Source organism: Pseudorhodoferax sp. LjRoot39 (assembly GCF_964253035.1).
Taxonomy (GTDB): Bacteria; Pseudomonadota; Gammaproteobacteria; order Burkholderiales; family Burkholderiaceae_C; genus Pseudorhodoferax.
Map to the genome: position 1 here is coordinate 1,821,799 of NZ_CAXUQL020000001.1, position 15,024 is coordinate 1,836,822.

The window sequence follows — 15,024 nt, forward strand, 5'->3', positions numbered from 1 at the left end:
CCATGGATCAGATTCCAACGGACGGCACGGCGTACGACGTGCTCGTCATCGGCAGCGGCATCGCCGGCCTGTCCGCGGCCTGCGCCGCGGCGGACCGCGGTGCGCACGTGGCGGTGCTGGAGCGCTCGCCGCCCGGGGAGTTCGGGGGCAACACGCGCTGGACCGAGTCCTACCTGCGCATGAAGAGCGAGCATGAGGTCAGCGACGACTTCGAGGAACTGCTGGTCGCCAACGCAGGGCACCACATCGACCCGAACGTGGTGGCCGAGGCCGCGGGCCCGTATGCGCAGTGGCCGGGTTACGTGAAGGCCCACGGCATGCCGGATCCGGAGCTGGTCGCCACGCTCTCGGGCGGTGCGGGCCCCACGGTGCAGTGGCTCAAGGGCTACGGCATCCGCTTCGCGGCCTTGCCCACCTATTTCGTCACGGCGGCCGCGCCGCGCCTGATGCCCGTGGGCGGCGGCCTCGCGATGATCGAGGTGCTGCAGGCGCACGCGCGCGCGCAGGGCGTGGCCCTGCATTTCCACACCACCGCGCTGTCGCTCTCCCGGCGCGATGCCGAAGGCTGGCTGCGCGTGGGCGTGGCCGCAGGGGTGGTGGCAGGCTCGGCCATCACGCTGCGTGCGCGCGCGGTCGTCGTCGCGTCGGGCGGGTTCGAGGGCAATCCGGAGATGATGGCCCGCTACATCGGGCCCACCGCACGCTACCTGCGCCCCGTGGCGCGCGGGGGCTACTACAACAAGGGCGAGGGCATCCGGCTGGCGTTGGAACTCGGCGCGGCACCGGCCGGCGACTTCAGCTCCTTCCATGCCGAGCCACTGGATCCGCGCTCGCCGGCGCCCGAGGCGCTGGTCATGAACTTTCCCTACGGCATCCTCGTGAACCGGCAGGGCCGCCGCTTCACCGACGAGGCCCCCGGCCCGGTGGATGTGCACTACGACCACATCGCGCGCGCGATCAAGGACGAGCCCGACGGCATCGCCTGGGTGGTGTTCGACCAGCGCATCCACGACGTGCCGAACTGGAAGCGCAGCATCCGCACGGACCAGCCGCCGATCCAGGCCGACAGCATCGCGGCCCTGGCGCAGGCCTGCGGCATCTGCGTCGCCGGTTTGGAGCGCACCGTGCAGGCCTACAACGCGGCATGCGGCGCTGGCGAATTCAGCCCGCTGCGGCCGGACGGTTTGAGCACCCAGGGCCTGGAGCCGCCCAAGTCCCACTGGGCCCGCCCGATCGGCCAGGGCCCCTACCTGGCCTATCCGATCATGGCCGGCATCTGCTTCACCTACGGCGGCATCAAGACCGACAGCCAGGCCCAGGTCGTCGATGCCGACGGGCGCCCCGTTCCCGGCCTGTACGCGGCCGGCGAAGCCACCGGCTTGTACCACCAGGTCTACACGGGCGCGACCTCCGTGTTGCGCGGCGCGGTCTTCGGAAAGATCGCAGGGGAGCAGGCCGCGACGTCGTTCGGCTGAGCGCGGCGCTGTTTGTTCGGAACACGAAGAAATGCACAAGGAGACTCCATGAACATTCCCGACCACATCCAGGCCACCACGCGCCGCGCAGCGCTCAAGGCCATGGCCTGCAGCGCTGCCGCCGGCCTGTCCGGTGCCGCCTGGGCGCAGACCGCCGCGAAGTGGGTGCCCGCGGGCCCCGTCAAGATGACCGTGCCCTATGCCGCGGGCGGCGGCACGGACGTGCTGGCGCGCCTGGTGTCCAGCCAGGTCGGCAATGCGCTGGGGCAACCCATCGTGATCGAGAACCGTCCGGGCGTGAACGGCATCCTGGGCACCAACCTGGTCTACGGCGCCCACCCGGACGGACAGAGCCTGCTGTTCGCTGCGGCCGACTTCATCTCGATCGCGCCGCATGTCTACAGGAACGCGGTCAAGTTCGACCCGGCCCAGTTCGCGCCGGTGGCGCTGATCGCGAAGATGGGCTTCGTGCTGGCTTCGCGTGCCGACAACAGCGCGAAGGATCTGGAAGAGGTCATCGCGCGGGCCAAGGCCAAGGAGGTCACGTACGCCCACTGGGGGCCGGGCAGCACCTCGCAGATGGCGATGGAACTGCTGCGCTCGAAGGTGCCGGGATTCCAGGCCCTGCCGGTGCCGTACGGCGGTGCCGCGCCCGTGCTCAATGCGGTCATGGCCGGCGACGTGGAGTACGGCTTCGTGCCCACGCCGCTGGCCATGGCGAGCCAGAGCAAGCTCAAGCTGTACGCCATCGCCTCGCCTCAGCGCTTCGCGGGCATCCAGGGCGTGCCCACGCTCGCCGAAAAGGGCTACGCCGTGGATGCGGACACCTGGTTCGGCGTGCTGGCGCCGCCGAAGACACCGGCCGCCGTGGTCGAGGCCCTGCGGGCGCAACTGGTCGCGGCGGCCGCCGACCCGCGCGTGGGCGCGCGCATGGCGGAGATGGGCTACACGGCCACCCACATCGCGCCGGAGAACTTCGGCGCATTCATCCAGGCGGAGTACGCGCGCTGGGGGAGCGTCGTCCGCGCGGCGAACATCCAGTCGGTGGATTGAGCGTCGGCGGCCCGCTGCGGGGCTGCGCGCGGCGCGACAATCCGGCCGCATGAAGCGCAAGATCCCCAGCACGATCGCGTTGTCCGTCTTCGAGGCCGCGGCCCGGCATGGCAGCTTTGCCCGCGCCGCGGCCGAGCTGTACATGACCGAGAGCGCCGTGAGCCGCCAGATCGCGACGCTGGAGAACTATGTGGGCGTGCGCCTGTTCAGCCGCGAGAAGAAGCAGGTCGAGCTCACCGAGCTCGGCAGCCGCTACGCTGCCGCCATCCGGCCGGGCCTGGACGAGATGGAGGCCCAGACCCTGGCCCTCATGAACAGCAGGAACGGCGGCGGTGTGCTGGAGCTGGCGGTCATTCCGACGTTCGCCGCCCGCTGGCTGCTGCCGCGCCTGCACGCGTTCCGGGCCGCGCATCCGCGCATCTCCGTCAACATCGGGGAACGTGCCGACCCTTTCCTGTTCCGTGGCACGCCCTTCGATGCGGCGCTGCACTTCGACGACGGTTCCTGGGAAGGCGTGCACAAGGTCCACCTGTTCGACGAGGAGGTGGTGCCGGTCGTGAGTCCGCGCCACCACGACGTGCGCATCCTGCACGATCCGGGGCGCCTCGCGGAGGTGCCGCTCCTGGTCAAGCGCTCGCGTCCGGAAGCCTGGCAACGCTGGTTCGCGCTGGCGGGCTGCACGCCGGGCAGCGTGGTGCCGACGATGCGCTTCGAGCTCTACTCCACCGTGATCGATGCCGCCAAGGCCGGGCTCGGTGCCGGCCTGGTGCCGCGCTTCTACATCCAGGACGATGTGCGCCGGGGCGAGCTGGCCATCCCGCTGGACCTGCCCATCCGCCACGAGAAACGCTACTGCCTGTTCTACCCCAGCCACCGCCCGGTCTCGTCCGTGGTGGCGGCGTTCGAATCCTGGGTCGTTGCCCAGGCCGCAGCATTCAGCGCAGAGCTGGCAGAAGACCGCGGCGGCGCGCCGTAGTGCGGGGCGCGGGCCGGCGCATCGGCTGCCCGCAGCCGTGGACATGGGCCGCGGGGCTCAGTTCCCATCTTCGTTGCTGGACAGCGATGGCAGGGGCAGGCGGGACAGGGCCTCGGCGAGCGCCTCGCGGCAACGCGCCTCGTCTCCCACCTGCTCCATGAGCAGCAGCGCCAGCCGCGCCAGGAACAGGGCCTCGCGCGCAGCGCCGGCTTCGGTGATGGCGTGGGCGCAGGCCGCGTAGAGGCGGTCGCGCGCGTCTGCGGGCAGGGCGTTCACTGCTTCCATGACGGGTCCAGCCGGTCGATGCGCCGCAGCATCGCGGCGAACAGGTCCTGGCCCATGGCGGCGCCGCCCAGGAAGCGGCGCGCGTCCTCCACGCAGCCCTGGCGCACGGCCTCGGCGATGGGCTGGCGCGGGCCCAGCGCCGCGCCGGCCACCTGCACCTCGCAGGCGCGTTGCAGCGCCCACAGCGTGTACAGCGCCTTGGGCAGCGTCTCGCTCCAGACCAGGAGGCCGTGGTTGCGCAGGATCACCGCCTGCCGCTGGCCCACGCTGGCCAGCAGGCGCGGGCCCTCGTCGGCATGCAGCGTGATGCCCTCGAAGTCGTGGTACGCCACGCGGTCGCTGAGCTGGGCCGCGTAGAAGTTCGTGGTCTCCAGGCCCTGGGCGCTGCAGGCCACCGCCATGCCGGCCGTGGTGTGGGTGTGCATCACGCAGTGCGCGCCCGCCAGGTGGCGGTGCAGCGTGGCATGCGGCGTGAAGCCGGCCGGGTTGATGGGCCAGGGGCTGTCGCTGAGCAGGCGACCGTCCAGGTCGACCTTGACGAGGTTCGAGGCCGTGACCTCGCTGTAGTGCAGGCCGAAGGGATTGAGCAGGAAATGGTGCTCGGGCCCCGGCACGCGCAGAGAGATGTGGTTGTAGATGCCTTCGCTCCAGCCCCAGAAGTCGAAGATGCGGTAGCAGGCCGCCAACTGCAGCCGGGCCTGCCATTCGGTGGGCGCGATTCCGTGCGGGCAGGCCGCCAGCGCGGCGGGAAGCGGGTCGTGGACGGTGTTCATGCGGTGGTCTCCTCGTGGTGGATGCAGGTGGCGCGTGCGAGTGCGCGGGCCAGCGCCCCGGCCGGCGGCAGGCCGGGCCAGCGCGCGGCCACATGGCCGTCGGGGCGCAGCAGCAGCGTGGCGCCATCGTCGCTCTGCAGCGGCAGCAGCGCCAGCGACAGCGCGTCGGCGTTGTCGGCGAGCGCCGCGGTGTGCGCGGGCCGGCACAGCAGGGCGAAGCCCGGGCCGGTGTGGTCCAGCAGGTGGCCGCCGCCGGGCAGCGGCCGGTCGGCCAGCACCTCGCCGGGCAGCGGGCCGGCGAGGTCGTGGGCATCCGGCATGGACAGCGGCGAGTCCGCATAGCGCACGGCCTCGGTCTGGCGCGGGTTGATCAGCTGGGCGATGCCGCGATGCCGCGGTGCCGTTCGGCCAGCGACAGCGCGGCCTCGCGCAGCAGGTCGAAGCCGCGCGAGGGCGGCGACATGAACTCGGTGCTGCGCATGGCGCTCTCGGCATTGGTGTGGAAGGCGGCGATGCGTTCCTGCGAGTAGCTGTCCAACAGTGCGGTGCCGGCCTTGCCCTGCGCCACCCGGGCCAGTTTCCAGGCCAGGTTGTCGGCGTCGTCGAAGCCCGAGTTGAGACCGCGCACGCCGAAGATCGGCATGGCGTGGGCGGCGTTGCCGGCGAACAGCACGCGGCCGTGGCGGTAGCTCTCCAGCGTCATCGCGCCGGCGCGGTAGACCGAGGTCCAGACCGGCTTCCAGGGCAGGTGGCCTTCGCCGATGGCGTCCAGGTGGCGCTGCACGAAGGCCTGCACGGCGGCCGGCGTGAGCGCGTCCTCGGTGCTCTGGCCGGCGCGCAGCTGGTAGTCGATGCGCCAGATGTCGTCGGGCTGCGGATGCATCAGCACGGTGCCGCCGCGGTGCCAAGGCGGGTCGAACCAGGCGCGGCGCTCGACCGGGTGCCGGCTCGGCAGTTCGATGTCGATGATCACGTAGCGGCCCGCGTAGGCGGCGCCGTGCAGCTCCAGGCCCAGGGCCTTGCGCACGAAGCTCTGGCCGCCGTCGCAGGCCACCAGCCAGTCGGCGGCGAGCGCGTAGTCGCCCAGCGCATTGCTGGCCTGCAGCTGCACGCGATCGGCCTGCTGCGCAAAGCCGGTCAGCGCGGTGCCCCAGCGCAGGTCGATCAGGCCGGGCGTGGCAGCGTTGCAGCGCGCGATCGCGTCGAGCAGGAACTGTTCGATGTCGTACTGCGCCAGGTTCAGCATCGGCGGCAGCTTCTGGCTGGCGTCGTGCGGCATGGCGAAGCGCAGCACCTCGGTGGTCTGGTAGAAGCTGCGCCCGGCCGTCCAGGGCAGGCCCTTGGCCAGGAAGGCGTCGAGCGCATCCAGGCGCTGCAGGATCTGCAGGCTGCGGCGCGAGACGCAGATCGCACGGCTGCCCACGCAGACCGTGTCGTCGGCCTCCAGCAGCACGCTGGCCACGCCCTGCATGGCCAGGCCCAGCGCCAGGGCCATGCCGACCGGGCCGCCGCCGGCAATGGCCACGGCGTGGCGGCGGGTTTCCCGGCCGTCCCGCAGCGGGGGCAGCTGCGGCGAATGGCGCGTGTAGTGAAAGGCGCCGACAGATGGCGGCGGGGGTTCGAGCGCGGGCATGTCTGTCTCCTCGGTTCTGCGCGATGCCGGGATTGTCAGGAGCCGCTCCGGCGCCGTGTGTAGTAACTTCTAATGACAAGGACAAACCCCATGCAACGCTGGCGCATCCCCCTTTCCGACCGGGCGCTGGCCGCCCGCGTGGTCGGCGGCGTGCTGGCCGGCGTGGGCACGGCGCGGCTCGCGGCGCACTACCTGGCGGCCCTGCAGGAGCTGCTGCCCGTGACCTTCTGCACCGTGTTCGCGGTGGGCGCGAGCGGCCGCATCGAGACCGTGTCGGCCGCCAGCAGCTATGGCGACACGGCCGAGCGCACGGCCGGCCGCTACGTGGCCGAGCGCTTCGACCGCGTCGATCCCATGCTGGTCTGGCTGGCCGCGCGCAAGCGGCCGGAGCGCGCCCAGCTGTGGCTGGGCCACCACCGCGGCGACGAGCTGGCCGACGCGGCCTACCGCGCGGCCTGCTACACCGAGGTGGGCATCCGCGAACGTGCCTCGGTGCTGGTGCTCTCGCCGAGCGGGCAGCGTGCGGCCATCAGTTGCTACCGCAGCCTCGCGCAGCCGGCGTTCGCGGCGGCGGATTTCGCGCTGCTGGAGGCGCACGCGGCGCTGCTGGCCGAGGCCACGGCCGCGCATGGCCGCGTGGTGGCGGCCGGCGCCCCCGTGGCGGCCGGGCTGGCGGGCGCGCTGCTGCGCCTGAGCCCGCGCGAGCGCGAGGTGCTGGACCGGCTCGCGGCCGGCCGCACGGCCAAGGAGGCGGCGCTGGACCTGGGCGTGGCGCTGAGCACGGTGCGCACGCTGCAGTACCGCGCGTTCAAGCGGCTCGGCCTGCGCTCGGTCAAGGACCTGCTGCGCGGTCGAACCTGACCAAGGTCTGGGGCGAGGCGCCGGTGTGGGCCGTGGCCGTGCAGCGCCAGCAGGCAGAACTGCGCATCGGCGCAGGCGTCGCAGAGGTCGCAGGTCTTGGCGGGCCCCGCTACGCCGCCAGCTTCAGGCGCTGCAGCACCGGCCGCCAGCGCGCGATCTCCCGCGGCAGGAAGTCCGCCAGTTCCGCATCGTCGAGCAGCTTGACGCCCGAGCCCGCCTGCTGCACGGCGGCCTGGTACTCCGGCTGCGCGAGCATGCGGCGCGTGGCCTGCGCGAGCAGGGCCCGCACAGGCTGCGGCGTGGCCGCCGGTGCGAACAGGCCGATCCAGAAGTCGCCGTTGACTTCCGGAAGGCCGGCCTCGGCCAGCGTCGGCGTTCTGGGCAGGAAGGCCTCGCGCTGCGCCGCGGTGACGGCCAGCGGCCGCAGCTTGCCGGCCTCCACCAGCGGCGCGGCCGGGATCCAGGTTTCGAAGCTGGCATCGACGATGCCGCCGGCCAGGTCGGTGAGCGAGGGGCTCGCGCCCTTGTACGGCACGTGCAGCAGGTCGGTGCCGGTGGCCTGCTTGAGCATCTCCATGAGCAGGTGGTTGCCGCTGCCGGTGCCGCTGGACGAATAGCTCAGCTTGCCGGGCCGGGCCCGGGCCGCGGCCACCAGGTCGGCGACGCTGCGGTAGGGTGCATCGGCCCGGACCAGCAGCACGTAGCCGCCGTTGGACAGCAGGCCCAGCGTGGCGAACGCGCGTGCGGGGTCCAGCTTCACGTTCGGGTTGACCAGCGGCGCGATGACCAGCGGCCCGTGCGACGACACCAGCAGCGTGTGGCCGTCGGCTTCGGCGCGCAGGGCCAGGCTGGCGGCCAGCGTCGCGGCATTGCCGGGCAGGTTCTCGACGACGAAAGGCTGCTGCAACGCAGCGCCGAGATGCTGGGCCGCCAGGCGCGCCCGCGCATCGCTGGCCGAGCCCGCGGGAAAGCCCACCAGCAGCCGGACCGGGCGGCTGGGATAGCGGCTGGCGCGCGGCCGGCCGGGCAGCAGCGCCAGGCCGAGCGCGGCCGCGCCGGCGCGCAGGAGTTCGCAACGTTGCATGCGGGTCCTCGCTGCCTCTACTGCACCTGCAGCCCCAGCTCGCGCGTCATCGTCCGGTAGGTCGGCCAGGAGCGCGCGATGAACTCCGTCAGTTCGCTGCCGGTCCACGGCGGCCCTTCCACGCCGAGCTGGTTCAGCACGTTCTTCATGGGCTCGGACTGCGACGCCGACAGGCGGGCAGCCTCCGCGAGCCGCTGCACGATGGCCGGCGGCAGCTGGGCCGGGCCCAGCACCATGTTGGATTCGCGCAGATCGTCGAAGGCCGGGCCGCTGAAGCCGGCCTCGGCCCAGGTCGGCACGCCGGGCAGCAGCCGCTCGGAGCGCTGGCCCGAGATCACCACGATGGGCCGGAAGGCACCGTTCTTGATGCCGGGCGCCATGCCCGCCATCGAGCCCGCGCCGATGTCGATGTTGCCGGCCATGAGGTCGAACACCATCGGCCCCGTGCCCTTGTAGTTGACGATGTTGAACTGCGCGCCGGTCTCCTTGGCCAGCTGGTTCACCATGATCTGCCAGCCCGAGCCGATGCCGTAGTTGCCGACCGAGACGACGCGCTGGCGCGCCAGCTCCACGAGCTCCTTGACGTTCTGCACCGGCAGGTCTTTCTTGACGACCATGGGCGAGGTGCCGGTGCTGAAGGCGGCGATCGGCACCAGGTCCTTGGCGGTGTCCAGTGGCGCCTTCCTGAGCAGCACCGGCGCCTGCGCCAGCTGGCTGTGCAGCGTGATCAAGAGCGTGTAGCCGTCGGGTGCCGAACGCGCGACCGCGTCGGCCGCGATCATGCCGATGCCGCCGGGCCGGTTCTCCACCACGACCGGCGTGCCCAGGTGCCCGGTCATGAACTCGGCCAGCGCGCGCGCCGTGGCGTCGTTGGACGAGCCCGGTGCCTGCGCCGCAATGATGCGGATCGGCTTGGTCGGCCAGTTGTTCGCCTGTGCAAGGCGCGGCAGGGCCAGCGCGCCGAACAGGCCCATGCCGGTACCCAGGAGTTGGCGCCGCGTGGGCGCGCTGGTGGTGAAACGGTCCTTGTGCATATGTCTCCTTCGTTGTTGTGGTGGGCCGGGTGGCGGCTACATGCCGATGCGGTCGGCCCGGTCGACGAGGTTGCGCACGATGCGGACCGACGCGATGTCGATCATCTTTCCCTCGTACTGCACGGCGCCCAGGCCCTGGGCCAGGGCCTCGTCGTAGGCGCGGATCATCTGGCGCGCGCGCGCCACGTCCTCGGCCTGGGGCGAGAAGGCCTCCTGCGCGAGCGCCACCTGCGAGGGGTGGATGGCCCACTTGCCGACCATGCCCAGCGTCATCGCGCGCTTGCATTCCTCGCGGAAGGTCTCGGGCGACTTGAAGTCGGCGAAGGGGCCATCGACGGCGTCGAGCCGGTGCGCGCGCGCCGCGATGGTCAGCTTGTGGCGCTGGTAGCTCCAGATGTCGCCGGGGTAGCCGCTGGGGCCGCCGATGTCGCGCAGCGAGATACCCTGGCTGGCCGAGTAGTCGCCCATGCCGAAGATCAGGCATTCGAGCCGCGGCGTGGATGCGGCGATCTGCTCGACCTGCATCATGGCCTCGACCTCCTCGATCAGCACGTCGATGCCGATGCGCTTTTGCAGGCCGAGCTTCTTCTCCATCATCGAGAGCAGCTTGTCGACGAACTGCACGTCGGCGGCCGACATGGCCTTGGGCAGCATGAGCACGTCCAGGTTCTCGCGCGCACCCTCGACCACCTCGATGATGTCCTCGTAGGCGTACTCGGTCGTGAGGTCGTTGATGCGCACGCAGCGCGTGGTGCGGCCCCAGTCCAGGGTGTTGAGGGCCTCGACGATCTTGGCGCGCGCGCCGCGCTTCTCGGACGGCGCAACCGCGTCCTCCAGGTCCAGGAACACGAAGTCGACGCCGAGCGCGGCGGCCTTGTGCATCATCTTCTCGCTGGAGCCGGGCACCGAGAGCTGGCAGCGGCGCAGGCGTTGGGGGCGTTGTGGCATGGGGGGATTCCTCGGGTGGGTTGGGATGGGGTCAGCGCGCTGCCTCGGCCTGCAGCGCCGCGATCTCGTCGGCGGCGAAGCCGAAGTCCTGCAGCACCTGCTGCGTGTGCTCGCCGGCCAGCGGCGCACGCCGGCGCACGCCGCCCGGCGTGCCGTGCAGGTGCACGGGCGTGCCGGCCACGGTCAGCGGGCGGTCGGCGCCGGGCTGCTCGGTCTCGACAAGCATGGCGCGCGCGCGGAAGTGCGGGTCGGCGAAGATGTCGTCGGCGCCGAACACCGGGCCGAACGGGATCTCGCCGCCCAGCAGCGCGGCCAGTTCGGCCTTGCTGTGGCGCGCGGTCCAGGCGCCGACGATGCGGTCGACTTCCGCGCGGCGTTCCAGCCGGGCTTCGCTGCTGGCGTAGCGCGGGTCGGTGGCCATTTCGGGCTGGCCCATCAGGCGGGCCAGCGGCGCCCAGAAGCGGTCGTTCGGCACACCCAGGCTCACATGGCCGTCGCGCGCCGGGAACAGGCCGAAGGGGCACAGCAGCGGGTGGCCGTTGCCCTCGGGGCCCGGCACCTCGCCCGTGGCGCTGTGCTGGAACACCATGCGTTCGCAGACGGCCAGCACGGCGTCGACCATGGCGACATCGACGAACTGGCCCTGGCCGCTGCGCTGGGCCTGCCAGCAGGCCGCGGCGATGCCGTAGGCCAGGAACATGGCCGGCGCGATGTCGCCGACGCCGGGACCGATCTTGGTCGGCGCGCCGCCGGGCTGGGGGCCGGTGATGCCCATGATGCCGCCCATGGCCTGCGCCACCGGGTCGTAGGCCGGCCAGTTCGCATAGGGGCTGGCGCCGCTGCGCGGGTCGCCGAAGCCGCGCAGCGCGGCGTAGACCAGCCGCGGGTTGTGTTCGCGCAGCGTCTCGTAGCCCAGGCCCAGCCGCTCCATCACGCCGGCGCGGTAGTTCTCGACCAGCACGTCGGCCTGGGCCACCAGCTTCAACAACGCGGCCTTGCCGGCCGCGGTCTTGAGGTCCAGCGTCAGCGATTCCTTGTTGCGGTTGATCGACGCGAAGTAGGCGCCGAAGCCGCCGCCCTCCATGCGCAAGGCACCCTCCAGGTGCGGGCCGTTGCGGCGGGTGCCGTCACCACCAGGCGGCTCGATCTTGACCACGCGCGCCCCCTGGTCGGCCAGCATCATGGTGGCGTAGGGACCGGCCAGCATGCGCGTCAAGTCCAGCACGACCAGGCCATCGAGCGCGCCGTTCATCGCTCGGCCCAGTGGCTCTTGCGCTTGAGCAGCACGCTGCGTTCGGCCTGCACGCAGAGCTTGTCGTCCTGGTTGATGCCGTAGTGGCGAAAGCGCACCACGCCGGCATCGGGACGCTCGGCCTCCTCCTGCGCCAGCACCTCGCTGAATGCGTAGAGCGTGTCGCCATGGAACACCGGGTGCGACAGGCGGATCTGGTCCAGCGCCAGCTCGCGCAGGCAGTGCTCGGCCGTGTCCTGAGCGGCCAGGCCCAGCACCATGGACAGGTTGATGCCGCCGAACACCACGCGCTGCGCGAAGATGCCGCCAGCGGCCTGCCGCATGGCGTGCTCGTTGAAATGGCCCTCGGCCGTGTTCATCACCATGTTGGTGATGAGCACGTTGTCCATCTCGGTCACGGTCTTGCCGCGCGCGTGGCGGATCAGGCGGCCGGGCGTGAAGTCCTCGAACCAGTTGTCGGCGCTGCAGAGTGCGGAGGTCTTCATGCTGCCTCCCGCTTGGCCTGTTTCTCGAACGCGCGCGCCGCGATCATGGCCTCGACCTCGGACTTGCCGAGCAGGTGCGTGGCGATGATGCGCTGCTGGATCTCCGAGGTGCCCTCGAAGATCTTGGTCAGCCGCGCGTCGCGCCAATAGCGCTCGACCGCGAACAGCTTGGTGTAGCCGGCGCCGCCGAAGATCTGCAGCGCCTCGGAGGTCACGCGCTCGGCCATCTCGGAGGCGAAGTACTTGGCCATGGAGGCTTCCTTGTCGCAGCGCCGGCCGCTGTCGAGTTCGCTGCAGACGAAGTGCATGAGCTGGCGCGCGGCCTCGATCTCGGTCGCCATGGTCGCGAGCTTGAAGCGGATGGCCTGGTACTCGGCGATCGGCATGCCGAACTGCTTGCGTTCCAGCGCGTAGGCGGTGGCGTCTTCCAGCGCGCCCTGGGCCAGGCCGATCGCGCGCGCAGCGGTGTGGGCGCGCGCGCCCTCCAGGCCCTTGGTCATCAGCAGGAAGGCCTTGCCTTCCTCGCCGATCAGGCCAGAGGCCGGCACGCGCAGGCCGTCCAGCGCGAGTTCGTAGGTCTTCCAGCCGAAGTAGCCGATCTTGGGGATCGGCGCGCCCGTTATGCCCTTGGGAAAGCCGCCGCGCTCCTTCTCGATCAGGAAGCACGACAGGCCCAGGTGGCGCTTGTCGGCGCTGGGCGGCGGCGCGGTGCGCGCGAAGAGGGTGATGTAGTCGGCGCCGTCGGCGAAGGTGCACCAGTACTTGTTGCCGGTCAGAACCCAGTCGTCGCCGTCGCGCACGGCGCGGCAGGAGATCGAGGCCAGGTCCGAACCGGTGTCGGGCTCGGACAATGCGCTGGCGTTCAGGAACTCGCCGCGCACCACGCGCGGCAGGTAGCGCTGGCGCATGGCCTCGGGCATGGCCGACTTGATCCAGCCGCCCTGGGCGCGCGCCACGATGGAGGCCACCGACATCCAGCCGCGCGCCAGCTGCTCGCAGATCAGGCAGTACTCGAAGTAGCCCAGGCCCAGGCCGCCGTACTCCTCCGGGATCATGATGCCGAAGTAGCCCATGTCGGCCATCTTCTGGCGCAGCGCCATCGGGATCTCGCCCTCCGGGCCGTCGAGCTGGTTGGCGACCGGCAGCACCTCCTTCATCGTGAATTCGCGGGCGGCGTCGCGGATCATGCGGCGCTCGTCGGTCATGTAGCCTTGTCCGTCCTGAGACATGGGTCAGTTCCTTGTTTTGACGAGGTTGGAGCGTTGGAAGTCAATGACGTCCTGGCCGTGCTGGTTGCAGCCCGTGGTGTGCCAGGTGACGATGCCGTAGCCGGGCCGGCTGGCCAGCCGCGCGGCCAGCACCTCCGAACGCGCGTACAGCGTGTCGCCGGGGTAGACGTCGACGAGGTAGCGCAATGCATCCACGCCGAGGAAGGGGCCGCCGCCTTCTGACAGGTCCTCGACCGACAGGCCGAACACGGTGTTGAACACCAGCAGCGGGTTCACCGGCACCGTGCGGTGGCCATGGGCCTGGGCGTAGGCCTCGTTGGTGTAGTGCGGGTTGTAGTGCAGCGTCAGCGTGGAGAACAGCGTGTTGTCCGCGGCCGTGACGGTGCGGCCCCAGTGGTGCGCGAAGCGCCGGCCGGGTTCGAAGTCCTCGTAGCGGTTGCCGCGCGGGCGCAGCTGGGCCTGGGCGTGCAGCCGGGCGACGGTCTCGTCGTTGGAAGTCATGCGATGGCTTGCAGGAGTGGTTGGAGGGAGGGGGCGGTGCGCAGCGTGCGCACGGCGTTGGTCATCTGCGCGAAGCGCGCGGCGCCCAGCACGGGGGTGGCGATGGCACCCGCCTTGGCCAGCAGGCGCTCCCATTGCGCGGGCAGGTCGGTGGCCGGCACGGCGACGTTGGCGGACTGGTGCAGCCGGCGGCCGTCGCGGGTCAGCAGTTCAACCTGGGCGGTGTTGCGGTCCTCTGCGTCGACGAACACCAGTTGCACGCGCCGGCGCGCCTGGGCGTAGCGCGGGTCGCGGGCCGTGGCATCGGTGTAGAGGTCCAGGCTGGCCGTGGCGGCGCCGTCCAGTGCCAGCGTGGCCAGCTGCTGCAGCGAGAACTTGAGCGCCAGGCCCGTGTCGGGCTCGGCGATGTCGCAGACGCCGCGGTGGTTGATGGCCACCGTGACCGTCATCGCCTCCATGGCGTCGAGCGTGAGGCCGTGCTGCGCGCGCAGCAGCCGGATCGCCTCGATCGCCGAGTGCGTGAGGTAGCAGGCCGCGTGGTACTTGAACAGCGTGGCCTCGACGGCGAAGCCGGCTTGCGTGTCGAGGGGCGCAAGCGGGCGGCTCACGGGCGCCAGCGTGCGTGCAAAGCCCTGCTCGCATTCGATGGCCGCCGGGTTCGCCGTGAAGCCGCGCGCCGCGAGCTGCGCGGCCATGAGCCCGTTCATCGCGGCCTTGCCCGCATGCAGCGGCTTGGCCATGGTGCCGAACATGCACTTGAGGCCGGCGGCCTGCGTGGCGGCCAGGCCCAGCGCGTGCGCGGTGCGGCCCGCGTCCAGCCGCAGCAGGCTGGCACAGGCCGCGGCGGCGCCCAGCGTGCCGACCGTGCCCGTGGCGTGGAAGCCGTGCAGGTAGTGGCTGGGGCCGACCATCTCGCCCACGCGGCTTTCCACCTCGTGGCCGATGATGATGGCGCGCAGCAGGTCCGCACCCGAGGCCTTGTGGGCCTGTGCCAGCGCCAGTGCGGCCGGGATGACCGGCACGCTGGGGTGGCCGAACATGCGGCTGGCCACGTCGTCGAAATCCAGTGCATGGCCGGCCGCGCCGTTGATGAGCGCGGCATCCTGCGGCCTGGCGCTGGCACCGCGCGCCAGCAGCGTGCAGGGCTGCTCGCCGCTGCCGCCGTATTGCTCCGCCAGCATCTGCACCAGCGGCTCGCTGCGGCCTGCGATGGCCACGGCCAGCCAGTCGAGCAGCGCATGGCTGGCCCAGGTGGCGGCGCGCTCGCCGAGGTCTTCGTCGCGCAGGCCGGCGATCCATTCGGACAGCAGGCGCGTGGCATCGGGAGCGTCCGGAGGCGGTGGTGGCGAGGCGGTCATGGCGGGCGGTGGGTTGGAACGAGGCGCCAGTATTCGAGCCAGCGGCCGCCAGATGCATCACATATGTGATGAATGCG

At 71.4% G+C, this 15,024-nt stretch carries 14 protein-coding genes and 1 pseudogene; 4 read left to right on the forward strand and 11 right to left on the reverse strand.

What is annotated here, in order from left to right:
- The first annotated feature begins 2 nt into the window (after nt 1-2).
- From ACSQ4M_RS08575 to ACSQ4M_RS08585, 3 genes are read left to right on the forward strand one after another with little or no spacing between them, the layout of a single operon-like run.
- Nucleotides 3-1,475 (forward strand): FAD-dependent oxidoreductase, encoded by a 1,473-nt coding sequence (locus ACSQ4M_RS08575; protein ID WP_436189161.1) that lies wholly within the window; start codon nt 3-5, stop codon nt 1,473-1,475.
- 48 nt (nt 1,476-1,523) lie between these two features.
- Nucleotides 1,524-2,528 (forward strand): Bug family tripartite tricarboxylate transporter substrate binding protein, encoded by a 1,005-nt coding sequence (locus ACSQ4M_RS08580; protein ID WP_436189162.1) that lies wholly within the window; start codon nt 1,524-1,526, stop codon nt 2,526-2,528.
- Nucleotides 2,529-2,577: 49 nt separating this feature from the next.
- Nucleotides 2,578-3,504: a LysR substrate-binding domain-containing protein gene (locus ACSQ4M_RS08585; protein WP_436189163.1), complete on the forward strand. Its 927-nt coding sequence runs from the start codon at nt 2,578-2,580 to the stop codon at nt 3,502-3,504.
- A 57-nt stretch (nt 3,505-3,561) separates the two neighbouring features.
- On the opposite strand, the gene ACSQ4M_RS08590 is transcribed toward ACSQ4M_RS08585, so the two are convergent.
- The 3 genes and pseudogenes from ACSQ4M_RS08590 to ACSQ4M_RS08600 all read right to left on the reverse strand — a co-directional run bounded on the left by ACSQ4M_RS08590 (nt 3,562) and on the right by ACSQ4M_RS08600 (nt 6,195).
- Nucleotides 3,562-3,789 (reverse strand): hypothetical protein, encoded by a 228-nt coding sequence (locus ACSQ4M_RS08590; protein ID WP_436189164.1) that lies wholly within the window; start codon nt 3,787-3,789, stop codon nt 3,562-3,564.
- Nucleotides 3,777-4,562 carry a class II aldolase/adducin family protein gene (locus tag ACSQ4M_RS08595; protein WP_436189165.1) on the reverse strand — a complete coding sequence of 262 codons (786 nt, stop codon included), beginning with the start codon at nt 4,560-4,562 and terminating at the stop codon, nt 3,777-3,779. Before ACSQ4M_RS08595 ends, ACSQ4M_RS08590 begins: the two co-directional genes overlap by 13 nt.
- Nucleotides 4,559-6,195, reverse strand: a pseudogene (locus tag ACSQ4M_RS08600) (FAD-dependent monooxygenase). Before ACSQ4M_RS08600 ends, ACSQ4M_RS08595 begins: the two are co-directional and overlap by 4 nt.
- 90 nt (nt 6,196-6,285) lie before the next feature.
- On the opposite strand from ACSQ4M_RS08600, the gene ACSQ4M_RS08605 reads away from it, so the two are divergent.
- Nucleotides 6,286-7,056, forward strand: a complete 771-nt coding sequence (locus ACSQ4M_RS08605; RefSeq protein ID WP_436189166.1) for a helix-turn-helix transcriptional regulator — start codon at nt 6,286-6,288, stop codon at nt 7,054-7,056.
- Between the two features lie 109 nt (nt 7,057-7,165).
- Here the strand turns inward: ACSQ4M_RS08605 and ACSQ4M_RS08610 are convergent, their stop codons facing one another.
- Genes ACSQ4M_RS08610 through ACSQ4M_RS08645 form a run of 8 tightly spaced genes read right to left on the reverse strand, consistent with a single transcriptional unit; the run spans nt 7,166 to nt 14,947 of the window.
- The gene (locus tag ACSQ4M_RS08610) at nt 7,166-8,140 is read right to left on the reverse strand and encodes a Bug family tripartite tricarboxylate transporter substrate binding protein (protein WP_436189167.1); all 975 of its coding nucleotides are present in this window, start codon (nt 8,138-8,140) and stop codon (nt 7,166-7,168) included.
- 17 nt (nt 8,141-8,157) lie between these two features.
- Nucleotides 8,158-9,174 (reverse strand): Bug family tripartite tricarboxylate transporter substrate binding protein, encoded by a 1,017-nt coding sequence (locus ACSQ4M_RS08615; RefSeq protein WP_436189168.1) that lies wholly within the window; start codon nt 9,172-9,174, stop codon nt 8,158-8,160.
- Nucleotides 9,175-9,210: 36 nt separating this feature from the next.
- Entirely contained in the window at nt 9,211-10,122 is a 912-nt protein-coding gene (locus ACSQ4M_RS08620) for an HpcH/HpaI aldolase/citrate lyase family protein (RefSeq protein ID WP_436189169.1), read from the reverse strand.
- Nucleotides 10,123-10,153: 31 nt separating this feature from the next.
- Nucleotides 10,154-11,374, reverse strand: coding sequence for a CaiB/BaiF CoA transferase family protein (locus ACSQ4M_RS08625; RefSeq protein WP_436189170.1), 1,221 nt, complete (start codon nt 11,372-11,374; stop codon nt 10,154-10,156).
- Nucleotides 11,371-11,859, reverse strand: a complete 489-nt coding sequence (locus ACSQ4M_RS08630; RefSeq protein ID WP_436189171.1) for a MaoC family dehydratase — start codon at nt 11,857-11,859, stop codon at nt 11,371-11,373. Before ACSQ4M_RS08630 ends, ACSQ4M_RS08625 begins: the two co-directional genes overlap by 4 nt.
- Nucleotides 11,856-13,088, reverse strand: coding sequence for an acyl-CoA dehydrogenase family protein (locus ACSQ4M_RS08635; protein WP_436189172.1), 1,233 nt, complete (start codon nt 13,086-13,088; stop codon nt 11,856-11,858). Before ACSQ4M_RS08635 ends, ACSQ4M_RS08630 begins: the two co-directional genes overlap by 4 nt.
- Nucleotides 13,089-13,091: 3 nt before the next feature.
- Nucleotides 13,092-13,589 (reverse strand): MaoC family dehydratase, encoded by a 498-nt coding sequence (locus ACSQ4M_RS08640; protein WP_436189173.1) that lies wholly within the window; start codon nt 13,587-13,589, stop codon nt 13,092-13,094.
- Nucleotides 13,586-14,947 (reverse strand): MmgE/PrpD family protein, encoded by a 1,362-nt coding sequence (locus ACSQ4M_RS08645; protein WP_436189174.1) that lies wholly within the window; start codon nt 14,945-14,947, stop codon nt 13,586-13,588. Before ACSQ4M_RS08645 ends, ACSQ4M_RS08640 begins: the two co-directional genes overlap by 4 nt.
- Between the last annotated feature and the right edge of the window lie 77 nt (nt 14,948-15,024).